A 15,630-nucleotide genomic window follows, 5' to 3' on the forward strand; every position below is an offset into this window, starting at 1 on the left:
TATGAAAAAATTACTAGTTATTATATTCGTATTTTCAATACAGTTTATAAATGCTCAAGATCAAGATTTGGCTCGAGCAAAACGTTTCTTTGATAAAACATATTACAGCGAAGCTATTCCGTTGTACGAAAAAATAGTCTCCGAAAAGCCTTCGGCGGAAGCCATAAAAAACTTAGCCGATTCGTATTATTATACCAATGATTTAAAGAAAGCGCAACAATATTATAGACTTCTGATTAAAAGTTATGATAAGGATTTAGATAGAAACTACTATTTTAAATATGCTCATACGCTTAAAGCGACCAATAGTTATGAAGAAGCAAATGAAGTTTTAAAACAATATTATTCTAAAAACAGTCAGGATTATTTAGACTTTGAAAATGCTACTAAAGAATTAGAGAATATTACGGCTATTGGAGAGAGATTTATTATTAAAAATCTAGCGATAAATACCAAAAACTCCGAGTTTGGAGCAGTAAAATATAAAGATAGTTTAGTTTTTGCAGCAGTAAAGAAGAGACCAGGAATATTTGATAAAATGTACAAATGGGATAATGAAACGTATCTTAACCTAGTTTCGGCACCTATAAATAAGATAAAAGCAGGAGATTCGATTGCGTATTATTTTGCAAAAGAATTAAAAACAGGAATGCACGAATCTAATGCTGTTTTTACAAAAGACGGTAAAACTATTTATTTTACACGAAATAATTATAAAAACGGACGAAGAGGAAAAAACGATGATAAAATTTCGAATCTTCAGATTTTTAGAGCCGAACTTATAAAAGGAAAATGGAAAAATGTGATTTCACTTCCGTTTAACAGCGAAAATTATTCAGTAGAACATCCAGCATTAAGTGCAGATGAAAAAACATTATACTTTGCTTCGGATATGCCGGGAACATTGGGCTCATTTGATATATTTTCGGTAGCAATATATGATAAAGTGTATGGGAATCCTCAAAATTTAGGAGCATTAATAAATACCGATAAAAGAGAACAGTTTCCGTTTGTATCAAATGATAATAAACTCTATTTCTCTTCTGATGGACATTTGGGTTACGGATCACTCGATGTTTTTGTATCCGAGATTAAAGAGGGAACATTTACTAAACCCTTGAATGTTGGTTTGCCATTAAATTCAAATTTAGATGATTTTTCATTTAACATAGACTCCGATACTAAAGAAGGATATTTTGCCTCGAACAGAGTAGGAGGAAAAGGGAGTGATGATATCTACCAATTAAACGAAATTAAACCATTGCTGATTGAAGATTGCAAGCAACTTATTGCAGGGATAATTACCGATGTTGATACAAAATTACCGCTAGAAAATGTGGTGGTTATACTTCAGCAGGAAGAAAGCAAACAATTGCGTACGATTGTAACGGCTGCCGATGGAAAGTTTAATTTTAAAGTAGCTTGTGAGTTAGCCTATACAATTTCGGCATCTAAAGAAAATTATACGAGTAATTCCAGAATCTTAGTTCTTGATAAAACAAGAGGGAAAAGTAACGATGCATCGATGGCGCTTAAATCTCTTGAGGTCGTAAAACAAGAAGAAAAAGAACTTGAAGAGCAGAAGAAACAAAAAGAAGCTCTAGAGTTGGTAGCTTTAAAAGCAAAAGAGGCAAAAACTAAAGCAAATGAACTTGCACAAGCTGAAATCAAGAAAAAAGAGAAGGCAGAGAAAGCTATTACAGATCAAAAAGAAAAAGTAGAGAAGATTATTGCACAGGAAAAAGATGTTATAAGAGATAAAGACCGATTAATTATCAAGACCGATCCTATTTATTTTGATTACGATTTATGGTATATAAGAAAAGAATCTAAAGTTATCTTAAACAGAGTTTTAGAATTAATGAAGAAATATCCTGATATGGTTATCGAGATTGGGTCTCATACAGATTCCAGAGGTAATGATAAGTACAATGCCGATTTATCTCAAAAACGAGCACAATCAACCAAAGAATATCTGGTAGACTCCGGAATTGATACAAAGAGAATTGTAGCCAAAGGTTATGGAGAATCTGTGCCGATTATAAAATGTAAAACCGATGATGCTTGTAACGAAGAACAACATGAGTTAAACCGTCGAAGCGAATTTGTGATTAAGGATTTATAAGGATTATTTATTTGGTGGGGAAATTAACCGCAAAGTTAGCAAAGGTTTACGCGAAGCTCGCAAAGCTTTAAATCTATTTAATCCTTTTAATCTGTGGCAAAAAATTAACCGTAAAGGTTCAAAAAAAGGCTCTTAGGTTTTGAGGTACAAAGTGACAAAGGTTTGGTTTGCGCGTAAAAGGGAACGCGGATGAAACGGATTCGCTATCGCGAAAACACAGATAAAAACGGATTTTCTATCTATTGTTTTTAAAAATCTGTTTTATCAGCGTCTTTACTTTAGTAAATCCGTTTCATCCGCGTTCCTTTGTAGCCAATTCGTGCCAAACTAAATACAAATCGCTTCCTAAAATTTAGGAAGCGATTTGTATTTATAAGAAGTTTGATTTGAACGTTAGTTCGCTACTTCTCCTCTAATTTTTAAAGCTACACGACCCTCAGGGTAGTTTACTGCATTAGTTTCTACAGTAATTGTTTTTCTTATTGGCCCTGGAGCCATATTAAATTTAACTTCAATTTTCCCTGATTTTCCAGGCATAATTGCCGCACTTGGTTTAGATACAATACTAATACCTGCTGTAGACTGTACTGATGTAATCATTAATGGTGCATCTCCAGAGTTAGTAAATTCAAAGGCTTTGGCCCCGTTATCACCTTTACTTACTGTACCATAATCAATCGTATTGTCCTTGGCAGCAAAATCAATTTTTGGGCCGTTTTGAGCAAGACCGATGGTTGTTACCATAAGGATTGCTATAAATGAGGCTGCTTTCTTCATTTGAAATTGTTTTAAGTTATTAAGTAAATATACTTTCTTTTAATTAATACACAAATTATTAATTCGCTTTTTATAGTGTACTTAATTATTTACTTTTGTTCTCTATTATAAATACAAAAATCAAACCAAAGTATAAAAGGGTTATTTGTTAAGCTGCCTGATCGGTTATTTTACTGAGGTAAAAACGATTAGACAATTTAGTAATTAAACAAATTAACGATAAAACATATCCAAGATAAAATGACAATTCCAGCACAATTTGACGCTAAAACAATCGAGAACAAATGGTATGACTATTGGATGAAAAATAATTATTTTCATTCAGAGCCAGATCATAGAACACCTTATACTATTGTAATCCCTCCACCTAACGTTACTGGAGTCTTGCACATGGGACACATGCTTAACAATACCATTCAGGATGTATTGATAAGAAGAGCGCGTCTTAAAGGACTCAATGCTTGTTGGGTACCGGGAACAGACCATGCATCGATTGCTACTGAAGCTAAAGTTGTTGCTAAATTAAAAGCCGAAGGAATCAATAAAAATGATTTGACTCGTGAAGAATTCTTGGCTCACGCTTGGGAATGGACAGATAAATATGGGGGTGTAATCTTGGATCAGTTAAAAAAACTAGGAGCTTCTTGCGACTGGGAAAGAACTAAGTTTACTATGGATCCAGATATGTCAGCATCTGTAATTAAATCATTTGTTGATTTATATAACAAAGGATTGATCTATAGAGGTTACCGAATGGTAAACTGGGATCCTGAGGCAAAAACAACTTTATCTGATGAAGAAGTTATTTATGAAGAACAGCAAGGAAAATTATTTTTCCTTAAATATAAAATCGAAGGAACTGAGGAATTTTTGACCGTTGCCACAACGCGTCCAGAAACTATTTTTGGAGATACTGCTATTTGTATTAATCCAAATGATGAGCGTTTTACACATTTAAAGGGTAAAAAAGCTATTATTCCTATTTCAGGAAGAGTTATTCCTATTATAGAAGATGAATATGTAGATGTAGAGTTCGGAACAGGATGTCTTAAAGTTACTCCTGCGCACGATATGAATGATAAAGCGCTAGGAGAGAAGCATAATCTGGAAATTGTAGATATCTTTAATGAAGATGCTACGCTTAATAGTTTCGGATTGCATTATCAAGGAAAAGATCGTTTTGTAGTTCGTACTGAGATTGCAAAAGAATTAGAAGAAATTGGTGCTTTGGCGAAGACCGAAATACATCTTAATAAAGTAGGAACTTCTGAAAGAACGAAAGCAGTTATCGAACCAAGATTATCAGATCAATGGTTTCTTAAAATGGAAGATTTAGTAAAACCAGCAATTAAATCTGTTTTAGTTGATGGTGATATTAAATTACACCCAAAACGTTTTGAAAATACCTACGCGCATTGGTTAAATAATATTCGCGATTGGAATATCTCTCGTCAGTTATGGTGGGGACAACAAATTCCGGCTTATTTTTATGGAGACGGAAAAGAAGATTTTGTTGTTGCAGAAAACATCGAGGACGCTTTAAAATTAGCTCAAGAAAAAACGTCTAACAATTCACTAAAGACATCTGACTTAAAACAGGATGTTGACGCACTAGATACTTGGTTCTCCTCTTGGTTATGGCCAATGTCGGTTTTTGGTGGAATAATGGACCCGGAAAGCGAAGATTTTAAATATTATTACCCAACAAATGACTTGGTTACAGGTCCGGATATTTTGTTTTTCTGGGTTGCCAGAATGATTATTGCTGGTTATGAATATGCAGGCGAAAAGCCATTTACAAATGTATATTTAACAGGTTTAGTACGTGATAAGCAACGTCGTAAAATGTCTAAATCATTAGGTAATTCACCTGATCCTTTAGATTTAATAGATACATTTGGTGCTGATGGAGTTCGTGTAGGATTACTTTTAAGTGCATCTGCAGGAAACGATATCATGTTTGATGAAGAATTATGTAACCAAGGAAAAGGGTTCTCTAATAAAATATGGAATGCCTTTAAATTGATCAAAGGATGGGAAGTTTCGGATGCTATTCCGCAACCAGAATCATCAAAAGTAGCAATCGAATGGTACGAAGCTAAATTGCAACAAACATTGGTTGACATTGAAGATAATTTTGACAAATATAGAATTTCAGATGCTTTAATGGGGATTTATAAATTGGTTTGGGATGATTTTTGCGCATTTTTCCTGGAGATGATCAAGCCAGCATACCAACAACCTATTGACAGCGTTACTTTTGCGAAAGCAATAGAAATGTTAGAAAGCAACTTGAAGTTATTACATCCTTTCATGCCTTTCTTAACGGAGGAAATTTGGCATATAATTGCTGACAGAACTCCAGAAGAAGCCTTGATCGTTTCGACTTGGCCAGAATTAAAACCATTTGATGCTAAATTAATTGCTGATTTTGAAAGTACAATTGAAGTAATTTCTGGAATAAGAACAATTCGTAAAGAAAAAAATATTGCATCTAAGGATAGTATCGAATTAAAAGCGATAAATAACGAGAATCTAACGACTTATTTTGATTCCGTTGTAACTAAATTAGGTAATATTTCAGCTTTCGAGTATGTTTCGGCTAAAGTTGACGGAGCATTATCTTTCCGTGTAAAATCAAATGAATATTTCATTCCAATTTCAGGAGGAAACATAGATGTTGAAGCCGAAATTTCAAAACTTACTGCAGAGTTGGTTTATACACAAGGATTCTTGAAATCGGTTCAGTCTAAATTGGCAAATGAGAAATTTGTTGCAGGTGCGCCAGAGAAAGTTTTGGCAAACGAAAAACAAAAGGAAGCTGATGCATTAGCAAAAATTGCTACAATCGAGCAAAGTATTGCTGGTTTGAAATAAGAACTAGATTTTCTTTTAAAAATAAAAAATCCCAGTACTAGTTTTAGTATTGGGGTTTTTGCATTTAAGGAGGCTTTATTTTACAGGTTCTCTTAGTATTGTTCTCAATTTTTCAGGAGGTGTTTTTCGGAAATCCGATAAATAGATTTCATGATGCATTCCGTTTTTCTGCAAATTATTTTCCTTAGAAAATTCCTGAATTTGTTTAAGAGTTTCGGGCTCATTAGCAAAAGGTCCAATATGAAGAATTTGTATTACTTTGCCTTCAGTCATTTCATAAAATTCAATTGTACTTGCTAGTTTTATTTGTTTTTTGATGGCAATATCAATAGCAGTTTCAACTTGTTCTTTGGTGACAAAATCTGGCATTCTAATCATGATTCTGTAATTCCATTCGCTTCTTGGGATTTTTAATGGTGCTTCATCAATAGATACGTTATTGTATTTTTCTTCATCAAAACTCCATAAAGCTTCAAGTTTAGGAACAACAAAGTCATTGTTTAATGCTTTGCACATAAACTTTATCGCATAAGCTGTTGGATACAACGCCTGGATATTATTTGCAAAAGCTTCTCCAGAAGGATCGCCTTTACCTACAATTGATAAATAATGTGCTTTTTCAATATAAACTATCTGAGGTTCAGTTTTAGCAGTATAATATATCTTATCTGTCTTTGTTAAATCTAATTTATTCATTTTTTGTATGTTTAGATTACAAAGTAAATTACATCTGGTGACAACCCTATGTCATCAGTAATTCTGCTTTTATTTCTTCTTTCTTAAAATCAAAAATAAAGGATAAGAAATCAAGGTGATACCAACTATAATTATAAAGCTTTTAGGATCGCTATATATAAATCCTATTAATAGTGCTAACGATACCAAAATAGCCAAAATAGTAGTCCATGGATACCAAAAAGAACGATAAGTTCTTGGTAAATCAGGTTCTGAAATTCTTAGTTTAAGAAGCGAAAAATAAGCTAATCCCCAAACAATAATAGAGGTAAAAGCAGCAAAGGAAAATAAGACTTCGAATGAGCCAATACAAATCAAGAATAAACTAAATAATGAAGAAACCAAAAGTGCAACAATTGGAGTTCCGCCTTTGTTTACAGCTGTTCCTTTATTGATAAAAAAACCATCACGACTTAATCCGTATAGAATTCTTGGCGGTATCATCATAAATGCGTTCAGGATGCTAATTAGAGAGAAAATAGAAATGACGGTGACAATTATAGCTCCATTTTTCCCGAAGATAATGTTTGCTACATCGGCTGCAACCAGATTAGATTTTGCCACAGTTTGTAGCGGTAAAACATGTAAAAAAGCAATGTTTACTAAAACGTAAATAGCAATTACAAGTAGTACGCCACTAAATAATGATTTCGGAATGTTTTTGCTCGGATCATCATTTTCTTCTGCAAAAAAGCAAACGCTATTCCAGCCATTATAGGTTCCGATAATGAGCTGAAGAGATTTAAATAATCCAAATAAAATACCAATCTGAAAGACGGAACTGTCTTTTTGAATCGGAGCTAATTTTACTCCCGAATACATAAAACAAGCAACAACTAAGGCAACAAAACAGATTACTTTAATGAAACTGGTAATTTGCTGGATAATGCTTCCGTTTTTTACGCCGCTTAAATGTAATAATACAAATGCTATTAATAAGGAGATAGCAATTGTTGTTGAGTAGCTATGCAGACTCGGAAATAAAATAATGATATATTCACTGATAACGATGCAGTAAAAAGCAGGCGGAATTACATTGGTAATATAATCAAACCAACCTGAGAGAAAACCCGCATAATTACCAAAAGCCCTTTTTATATAATTATAAGATCCTCCCGCTTTAGGGAGCATAGTAGCTAGTTCGGCATAGGAATTGGCTCCTATTAAGACAAATAATCCACCAAAAAGCCAAGAAGCAATAATGAGCCAGTAATTGTCTAATAATCCCGCAATCGTACCTGGTGTACGTAAAATTCCAACTCCGATTGTGCCTCCAATTAATACCGCAATATTAAAACTTAGTCCTAGACTTTTTTTTAATTGGTTCTTTTTGGAGTCTATCATATTTAGAATTTTTGTCGGATGTTGAGGTTTGGATTATTTACTTGGCAAAAGTAATACAATTAATGTACTTTTCTTTAAAACAAAAAACCTCGTTTAGTAATACACGAGGTTTGATTTTATAATAACAAATAGGGATTGAGCGAGTAAAATAAGAATAGTATAGGGAATAAAATTCCGGCTATGGGGAGTTTTTAATCTCTGTGCTTAATGCTAATCTTGATTGAATATTTTACTAAAAATAAAAAACCTTTTTCTGATTTTCATTAAATGAATTTCAGAAAAAGGTTTTTATAAAGAGAAACGAAATGTTTCTTAGAATTTATATCTTAAACTTGTCATTACTTGACGAGGCGCGATTGGATTCACACTATAGTTCTCGTGAACTGTATAGTTTAATTCGTTTGTAATGTTTGATAATTTACACAAGATTGAAATTTTTCTCCAAGTGTAACCTGCAGATACATCAATTGTAGTGTAGGCATCTAAAGGAATTTCTCTGTCGTTGATTCCGTTTGGTTTTGTTGAGTCGTATTGACTGTTCCAACCACCAAATCTATCTCCAATGTAATTTCCGATTGCTCCAACAGAAACACCTTTAAGTAAACCGTCTTGTACAGTATAAAAGAAGCTTAAGTTTGCAGTATTGGCAGGAGTTCTTACTAAACGATCTCCTTCGATAAAACTACCGTTTGCTCCTGAAGTTTTTGTGTAACGCATATCGTTATAGCTATAACCAGCTATGATACTTAAACCATCAACAGGTTTAGCAGTAATATCAATTTCGATACCTTTACTTTTTGTTCCTCCGCTTAATACTTTTAAATTCGTATTTGTATTTATTGTTCCGTCAAGATTAAACTCAGCAGTTTGAACTAGATTATCATTTGTAATTTGGTATAAAGTAACATTAGTACTTAATAAGCCTCTCCAGAAATCTTTCTTAATACCAACTTCATATTGATCTATAATTGAAGGGTCAAGAGGTGCGTTATTGTATGTAAATCCTGTATTTGGTGTAAATGAACTTGAGTAACTTGCAAATAGAGACATGTCTTTAGTAGGCTGATAAATTAATCCTACTTTTGGAGAGAATGCCTGATCAGTAAGTTTATCTGCTTTTGTAATTGTATTTTTATCATAATCTGTTGTTTCAGCTTCAGATTCTTGCCAAGACCAACGTAATCCTACCAAAACTTTAAACTGTTCAGTTACCGAAATTAAATCCTGGAAATAAACTCCAAAACGATTTGAATCTGTGTTTACAAGTTTAGTTGCTTTTGCATTTGGGATGTCCATACGTTGTCCTACATAAGTAAGATCGTAAATATTTACACGATCGTATGCACCTGGAATGTATTTTCCTTTAGCATCTTTTATTGCCTCTTCACTGAAAGCATAAGTATACGCTTGTGCAAATGAATTTTCGAAATCAACACCTGTAAAAAGTTGGTGTTTTATTCTTCCAGTATTGAATGTTCCTTGTAAGCTTAATTGGTCTCCCATTATTTGTTCAAAACTATCATTTTGGCCTAATGGACGAATATAATCACCATCTATATAATTTGGGATAGTAGTATCAATAGATATACGCTCTGTACCTTTAGAAGTTCTGTGGTAATTTTGGAAAGAAGTATTAAAGTTTAATTTCCAATTATCATTAAAATCGTGGTTAACTAAAGCCGAAACACTCGTTTGAGTCGTTTTTCCGTTTGACCAAAGTGCTCCTAAATATTTACCTCTTGGTACATCTGCAAGTTCTTTTCCAATTATTCCTGTTCCAAAATCTGGAGTCCAGTCGTAGCTTAAATAATCTCCTTGTAATGTAATTTGAGTTTTGTTGTTTACTTTAAATAAGAACGAAGGATTTATGTAATAACGCTCATTTTTTACAATATCTCTAAAGCTTTCAGAGTTTTCGTAAGTACCTGTAAAACGATACGCAATGTATTTGTTTAAAGGTCCGTAAACATCTACAGATGGTTTGTAAAAAGAGTTACTTCCCATTTGCATAGATACCTCACCACCATGTGTAAACTGTGGTGTTTTAGTAACCATATTAATAATTCCTCCAGGAGCAACGTTTCCGTATAATAACGCAGCACTTCCTTTTAAGAATTCTACTTTATCTAAAGAAGAAACCTCTGGCATAGAACCACTGCTGTAACGAAATCCGTTTTTGAACATATTATTTGTTGACATGTCGTAACCTCTAGAGAAAAAAGATTCCTGAGCACCACCACGAGCCGATCCTACATAAACACCATTCATGTTTTTTGTAACATCACTTAATCTAATAGCTTGTTGTTGTTCGATTACTACATTGTCTATTACTTGTACACTTTGTGGAAGATCCATAACTTTGATGCCTGAACGTACTGCAGTTACGGGTTTTCTTTGTTTATTGGCTGTAATTACAACTTCGTTAAGAATTTCTCCTTTTTTGTTTTTTACAGTATCAGTAATTGCTGTGGCTGTATCACGATTTTCGACTGTGTTTGCTCTCCCTTGTGCAAAACCTGTTAGACCGAATAATAAGCCTAGAGTAGGCAATAAAATATGTTTCATGTTTGTTTATTTGGAATAAAAAAAAATAACGCCGCAAAAGTAATGTCTATGATTGAATAATCAAAGCTTATTTAGATTAATTACGCATAGTTTTTAACAAATTTTTAAGGTTTGGTTTAGCGTATAAATAACAAAACCTTGTTTATACAAACAAGGTTTTACTTTTTTTATATAAAAAGATGCTATAAAAACTCCTTTTTAAGGAATTAAGTTATTTAACTTCAATTGAGTAAGTTGCCATTTTCCAGATTTCGTCATACTTTTTTCCATTGTGTTCTCCAGCACTTGTTTCTGTATGAGCAAATTCTACCATATATTGTCCAGACCAAATAGGAGTAAATTCAAATTGTCCTTTTTCGTCAGTATATAATTCTTTTTCCCAACCGTTTGGAGCAATTACTTTAATTTTTTGTTTTTTGGCAGCAGCACCTTCATATAATGCAAATCCAGATATTTTTACATTTTTCTTAGCTACATCAACACTTTCAGAAAATACACCGATTGTATTTTTGTTTGCTGTAGCATTATTACCTGCAGTTTTGTTCCCAACAACAACATTGGCGCTTGAGTTATAATCTAATTTCATTGTACCGTATACATCCTTTACAGTATGTTGCATTACTACTGTATAAACTCCATCTTCCTCTGGAGTAAAAAAGGCTTGGTATTTTTTCTCTAAAGCTGTTGGAGTTAATTTGATTTCTTTTTTAGATGGGCTTATCAATACTAAAGAGAAATCTTTTAAATCCGAAAACCATTTAGCAGCAGGAGTAATATCATTATCTGAGAATTCACCAAAGTATATTGAAATTTCTTGTGGTTTCCCTTTTGTTCCAGTTGCTTTAGTTTCGATCCAAAGAGCGTGAGCAAATAATTGTGGGCTTAGTATAAGGGTTAATAATACTAATAGCGTTTTTAAAGAGCTTAATTTCATGATGTAAAATATTTAAGTTAATTTTTGTTTTTAATTTTTATGGGGATTAAAATTTATAGGCAACAGTTAAACGTGCATTGGTTCCTGCTTCGGTTTGCCAATCATAGTAACCGTTATAGATTCCTCCTGAATATAGATATTTGTTTAAAATGTTGTTTACTATTACGTTAAAAGAGATTTTTCCTTTTTGGTAAGTAACACCACCATCTAAACGGAAATAATCTGGTAAGTTTTGTTGAGAACTATTAGATACAAACCAAGGAGATCTGTCTATTTGATATTGGTATCCTAATGAAAGTCCAAAACCATTTAATACGCCGTGATCCATTTTATAGTTAATCCAAGTGTTTTGGATGTGTTTTGATGTACCTGGAACTTGTGTGCCTACTAAAGCGGGGTCTGAATCTTGAGTAACTTTTGCTTGAGTAAAGGCATAATTGATAACTACATCTACATTACGGATAATTTGCCCTCTGATATCAAGGTCAAATCCTTTTACTTTTTGTTGTCCGCTTTGTCTGCTATACTGTTTAGCACTAGTCGAATGTTCAGGATCTGCAGTTAGTACATTATTTTTAGTGATTTGGTAAGCCGAAATTACAGAATTCCATTTACCGTTTAACCAGTCTCTCTTTAATCCTAACTCTATGTTTGTCCCTGTTTGAGGGTCAAAACTATTCCCTTGCCAGTCGGTTCCGTAGTTTTCGGTAAAAGCTTCGTCTCTTACAAAGTAAGCGGCAGTATTTTTATCTATAGAATAACTAATCCCTAAACGTGGAGTAAATTTACTATCTTTAAAAGAACCTGTATAAGCAGTTGAAGTTTTTAAAGTTGTATAACGTCCTGCAACTGTTACACGAAGTTTATCTTCAAACATTCCAAGTTCATCTTGTACATAAAATCCAGTGTATCCATTTTGGTATTGAACACCTCTTTCTCTGATATCTTTGCTTCTGTCGAATTTAGGCATTTTATCTGCAGGAACATTTCCATGTATTGGGTTGTAAATATCAAAAGGAACAATATTACCATCGGCATCATAACCATCAAGATCCGCAGATTGGCTCCAGTCATGATAATATAATTTATCGCTCATGTCTAGCCCACCTAATATTTTGTGGTTTATAGGTCCAGTTTTTACTTCGCCATTTACAAACATTTGTCCCGTTTTGGTTATTCCTAAAACATCCCATATAGAAACTTTACGATGCAAAATACCACTTTTAACGCCTAGGCTAGGATCTGGATCGAATGCATTCCAAGCTGGCCACATCGACATTCCTTCTTGCTTGTAATTAAAATAAGCACCTTGAGCAGTGAATTTCCAATTTTGATCAAGTTTATGTTCTAAAATAGCCAAAATGCTTTTGTCATTCATGTTGGTTGGGTCAAAATTAGGTTCCCCAGTTGTGAAACTCCTAGGCAATTCGGCAAACTGTTTATTAGAGAAAACATAGTTAGAACCAATTATATTTACTTGCGAGAATTGTTGAGTATATTCTAAAGTAATAGATGTTTTATCGTCAACAAGATATTTTAATACAGGCGCAATAGAGTAGCGGTTGTTGTAATCATAATCACGGTGACTTTCTTTCATTTGTCCCATTACATTGATTCGATACAATAATTTCCCATCCTTAGATAATTTTCCATCAAGATCAAGAGTTCCTCTATACATATCAAAGCTTCCTAAAGTAAGATTCATTTCTCCTTTTGTACGTCCGCTTGGTTTTTTGGTAACCACATTATAAAATCCGCTTGGGTTTCCGTTAGCCATCATAAATCCAGCTGGTCCTTTTACAAATTCAATACGTTCTACCATACTCATATCTTCAGTAAGAGGTCCCCAATCGGTACTTACGTTCATACCATTTCTAAAAGCTGCAACCTGGCTACCTCTCATCATGATATTGGCATAAGTGTCCCAATGTTCTACCCTTGTTACACCACTCACATTACGAGTAACTCCTTCGAGCATATCATAAATTTGTTGGTCTTGAATTAATTTCCCTGTAATAACCTGAATGTTTTGCGGGATTTCTATAATTGCCGATTGTAAGCGAAGTGATGATGAAACCCTGTTAGTCTTAAAAGCACTTTTATTACTTAAAACCACAACTTGGTTTAGCTCCGTATTAGATAAAGTAAGTTGAACATCTGTAGTAATCGTTTCTCCAGTGGCAACAGTAACTTCTTGCTCAACATCATTATATCCTACCAAGGTTATAATTAACGTTTGTGTTCCTACAGGTACCTTTTTTATTTCGAAAACACCATCATTATCTGCGATAGTTGCTTTGTTTACCCCTTTAATAGAGATAGATACTCCTTCGGCAGGTTTGTTGTCGTTTGTAAGGACTTTTCCTTTGATGTTACCAGATTCCTGAGCATAAACGGCTGTTATTGCAAAGAAAAATAAAACTACAATAAATAATATTTTAGTTATTTGTTGGTTTAGATATTTCATTATTTAAAATATAAAATTTGGTTTTAGGTTTAAATTGTGTTTGGTTTTTGAAATATGCAGCAAATGTAAAATTTAATATTTGTTTAACAATGCTTATTTAGACTAATTATTAATAATATTTTGAAATATTTATATAAAAATTTTAATGTTGAATTAAAAAAATAGGCGAATTATATTTTTATTTATGAGTTAGTTACTTCTTTTACTTTCAGTAAGCAATGGGATAACACTTAATAAAGCTTAATTTTGCAGCTTTTATAAATTGAAATTTGCAAGATGATTGTATCTTATTTTAAGAAATTACAGAATTCCCCAAAAGGATTTAGACTAGCCAATACCGTATTTTTCTTTGTATCAGGATTCGGATATTCATCTTGGGCGTCTCGGATCCCAAATATAAAAGCACAATTAGGTTTGAGCGAAGCAGAATTTGGAGCTGTTTTATTTGCATTTCCGATAGGTTTAATGTTTACAATGCCATTTACAGGAAAGTTATTAAATAAATACAGTAGTAGGTATTGTATGCTTCTTGGGGCAGTTTTATTTAATATTGTTTTGGCATTACCTGGGTTTAGCGCTTTTGTTTGGCAGTTGGTAATTATCCTATTGATATTTGGAGCTTCACGAAATATTCTCAATTTATCTATGAATGCACAAGCTCTTGAGGTTCAGAAACTGTATCCAAAATCGATTATGACACGATTTCATGCCGTTTGGAGTTTGGCAGGATTTGCAGGAGCAGGTTTAGGATATGTTATGGTGGCTCAAAATATTGCAGCATCATATCATTTACTAGGAATAAGTATTGCTATGATGGCGATTACAGCCTGTTTTTACCCAATGAGTATTCATACAGAACCAATTCCGGATAAAAAGAAATTCTTTTCGATGCCAGATAAAAACCTGATAAAGTTTGCTTTAATCTGTTTTGTTTCGATGGCATGCGAAAATACGATGTATGACTGGAGCGGAATATATTTCCAGAATGTATTACACGCTTCTTCAAAACTTACTACGGCAGCATTTGTGTTTTTTATGACAGCTGTTACTTTAGGTCGTTTTTTTGGAGATTATGCAGTACAAAAACTAGGTGTAAAACGCATCTTGTTTTACAGCGGAATTTTTATCACAATAGGATTTTTAATTTGCTTTTTATTCCCTTTTATTTACCCAACAATATTTGGATATCTCTTAATTGGGATTGGAGTTTCTTGTGTTGTTCCGTTGGTTTTTAGTATTGCCGGACAATCAAAAACCTTGAGTAATGGCTCAGCATTAACCTCTATTTCGACTATTGGATATCTTGGTTTTTTAATAGTGCCACCAATGGTTGGTTTTATATCCGAATTTCTAAACATGAAATGGGCCTTCTTGATTATGGCTTGTCTAGGCGGACTTATGATTTTTATGGTCAATAAGATCGGGGAGAACGAATAGTTTTTTAAAGATGCTAAGATTCTAAGTTGCTGAGGTTCTAAGTGAGAAAGGTTTTTTTGAAGTATCAGAGGTACAAAGAATCTAAGCTATTAAACTACAATATCTTTGAATGCTAACTAACGATTTCAGATTTCGTGTGAATAAATAAAAAAAACATCTTCTTTACATATGAAATCAAAAATCGTTAGTCAAAAATCTTAAATCATTTCTTTAGCGCTTTAACAAGTTCGATGATTCCGTATATAATTAAGTGTAGTATTAGAAATACTAAACCATAAAATAAGACGGATAAGGAACCTCCATATTTAAAATTATTTTCATCAGAAAAAATATAAAGCATGAAAAGGGTATAGACTGAAAAGACTATTA

Annotated in this window: 9 protein-coding genes; 3 read left to right on the top strand and 6 right to left on the bottom strand. The window is 33.1% G+C overall.

What is annotated here, in order from left to right; translation table 11 throughout:
• Nucleotide 1: 1 nt before the first annotated feature.
• The gene (locus SHI72_RS03015; protein WP_323489007.1) at nt 2-2,125 is read left to right on the top strand and encodes an OmpA family protein; all 2,124 of its coding nucleotides are present in this window, start codon (nt 2-4) and stop codon (nt 2,123-2,125) included.
• Nucleotides 2,126-2,518: 393 nt separating this feature from the next.
• Here the strand turns inward: SHI72_RS03015 and SHI72_RS03020 are convergent, their stop codons facing one another.
• Complete coding sequence (locus SHI72_RS03020; RefSeq protein WP_035619044.1) at nt 2,519-2,902, bottom strand: DUF1573 domain-containing protein; 384 nt, start codon at nt 2,900-2,902, stop codon at nt 2,519-2,521.
• Between the two features lie 240 nt (nt 2,903-3,142).
• Here SHI72_RS03020 and SHI72_RS03025 point away from each other — a divergent pair, with 240 nt between their 5' ends.
• Nucleotides 3,143-5,779: a valine--tRNA ligase gene (locus SHI72_RS03025; protein ID WP_323489008.1), complete on the top strand. Its 2,637-nt coding sequence runs from the start codon at nt 3,143-3,145 to the stop codon at nt 5,777-5,779.
• A 75-nt stretch (nt 5,780-5,854) separates the two neighbouring features.
• Here SHI72_RS03025 and SHI72_RS03030 read toward each other — a convergent pair whose 3' ends face one another.
• From SHI72_RS03030 to SHI72_RS03050, 5 genes are all read right to left on the bottom strand, one after another.
• Nucleotides 5,855-6,475 (bottom strand): GyrI-like domain-containing protein, encoded by a 621-nt coding sequence (locus SHI72_RS03030; protein ID WP_039117701.1) that lies wholly within the window; start codon nt 6,473-6,475, stop codon nt 5,855-5,857.
• Between the two features lie 69 nt (nt 6,476-6,544).
• Nucleotides 6,545-7,858: an APC family permease gene (locus tag SHI72_RS03035; protein ID WP_323489009.1), complete on the bottom strand. Its 1,314-nt coding sequence runs from the start codon at nt 7,856-7,858 to the stop codon at nt 6,545-6,547.
• Nucleotides 7,859-8,170: 312 nt separating this feature from the next.
• Entirely contained in the window at nt 8,171-10,423 is a 2,253-nt protein-coding gene (locus SHI72_RS03040) for a TonB-dependent receptor (RefSeq protein WP_323489010.1), read from the bottom strand.
• 211 nt (nt 10,424-10,634) lie between these two features.
• Entirely contained in the window at nt 10,635-11,357 is a 723-nt protein-coding gene (locus SHI72_RS03045; RefSeq protein WP_323489011.1) for a DUF4198 domain-containing protein, read from the bottom strand.
• Between the two features lie 46 nt (nt 11,358-11,403).
• A complete protein-coding gene (locus tag SHI72_RS03050; protein ID WP_323489012.1) occupies nt 11,404-13,824 on the bottom strand; it encodes a TonB-dependent receptor in 2,421 nt (806 codons plus the stop codon).
• 276 nt (nt 13,825-14,100) lie between these two features.
• Here SHI72_RS03050 and SHI72_RS03055 point away from each other — a divergent pair, with 276 nt between their 5' ends.
• Nucleotides 14,101-15,261: an MFS transporter gene (locus SHI72_RS03055; protein ID WP_039111130.1), complete on the top strand. Its 1,161-nt coding sequence runs from the start codon at nt 14,101-14,103 to the stop codon at nt 15,259-15,261.
• The last annotated feature ends 369 nt before the right edge of the window (nt 15,262-15,630 follow it).

This window comes from Flavobacterium sp. PL02 (assembly GCF_035013205.1).
In the GTDB taxonomy this organism is placed as follows: domain Bacteria; phylum Bacteroidota; class Bacteroidia; order Flavobacteriales; family Flavobacteriaceae; genus Flavobacterium.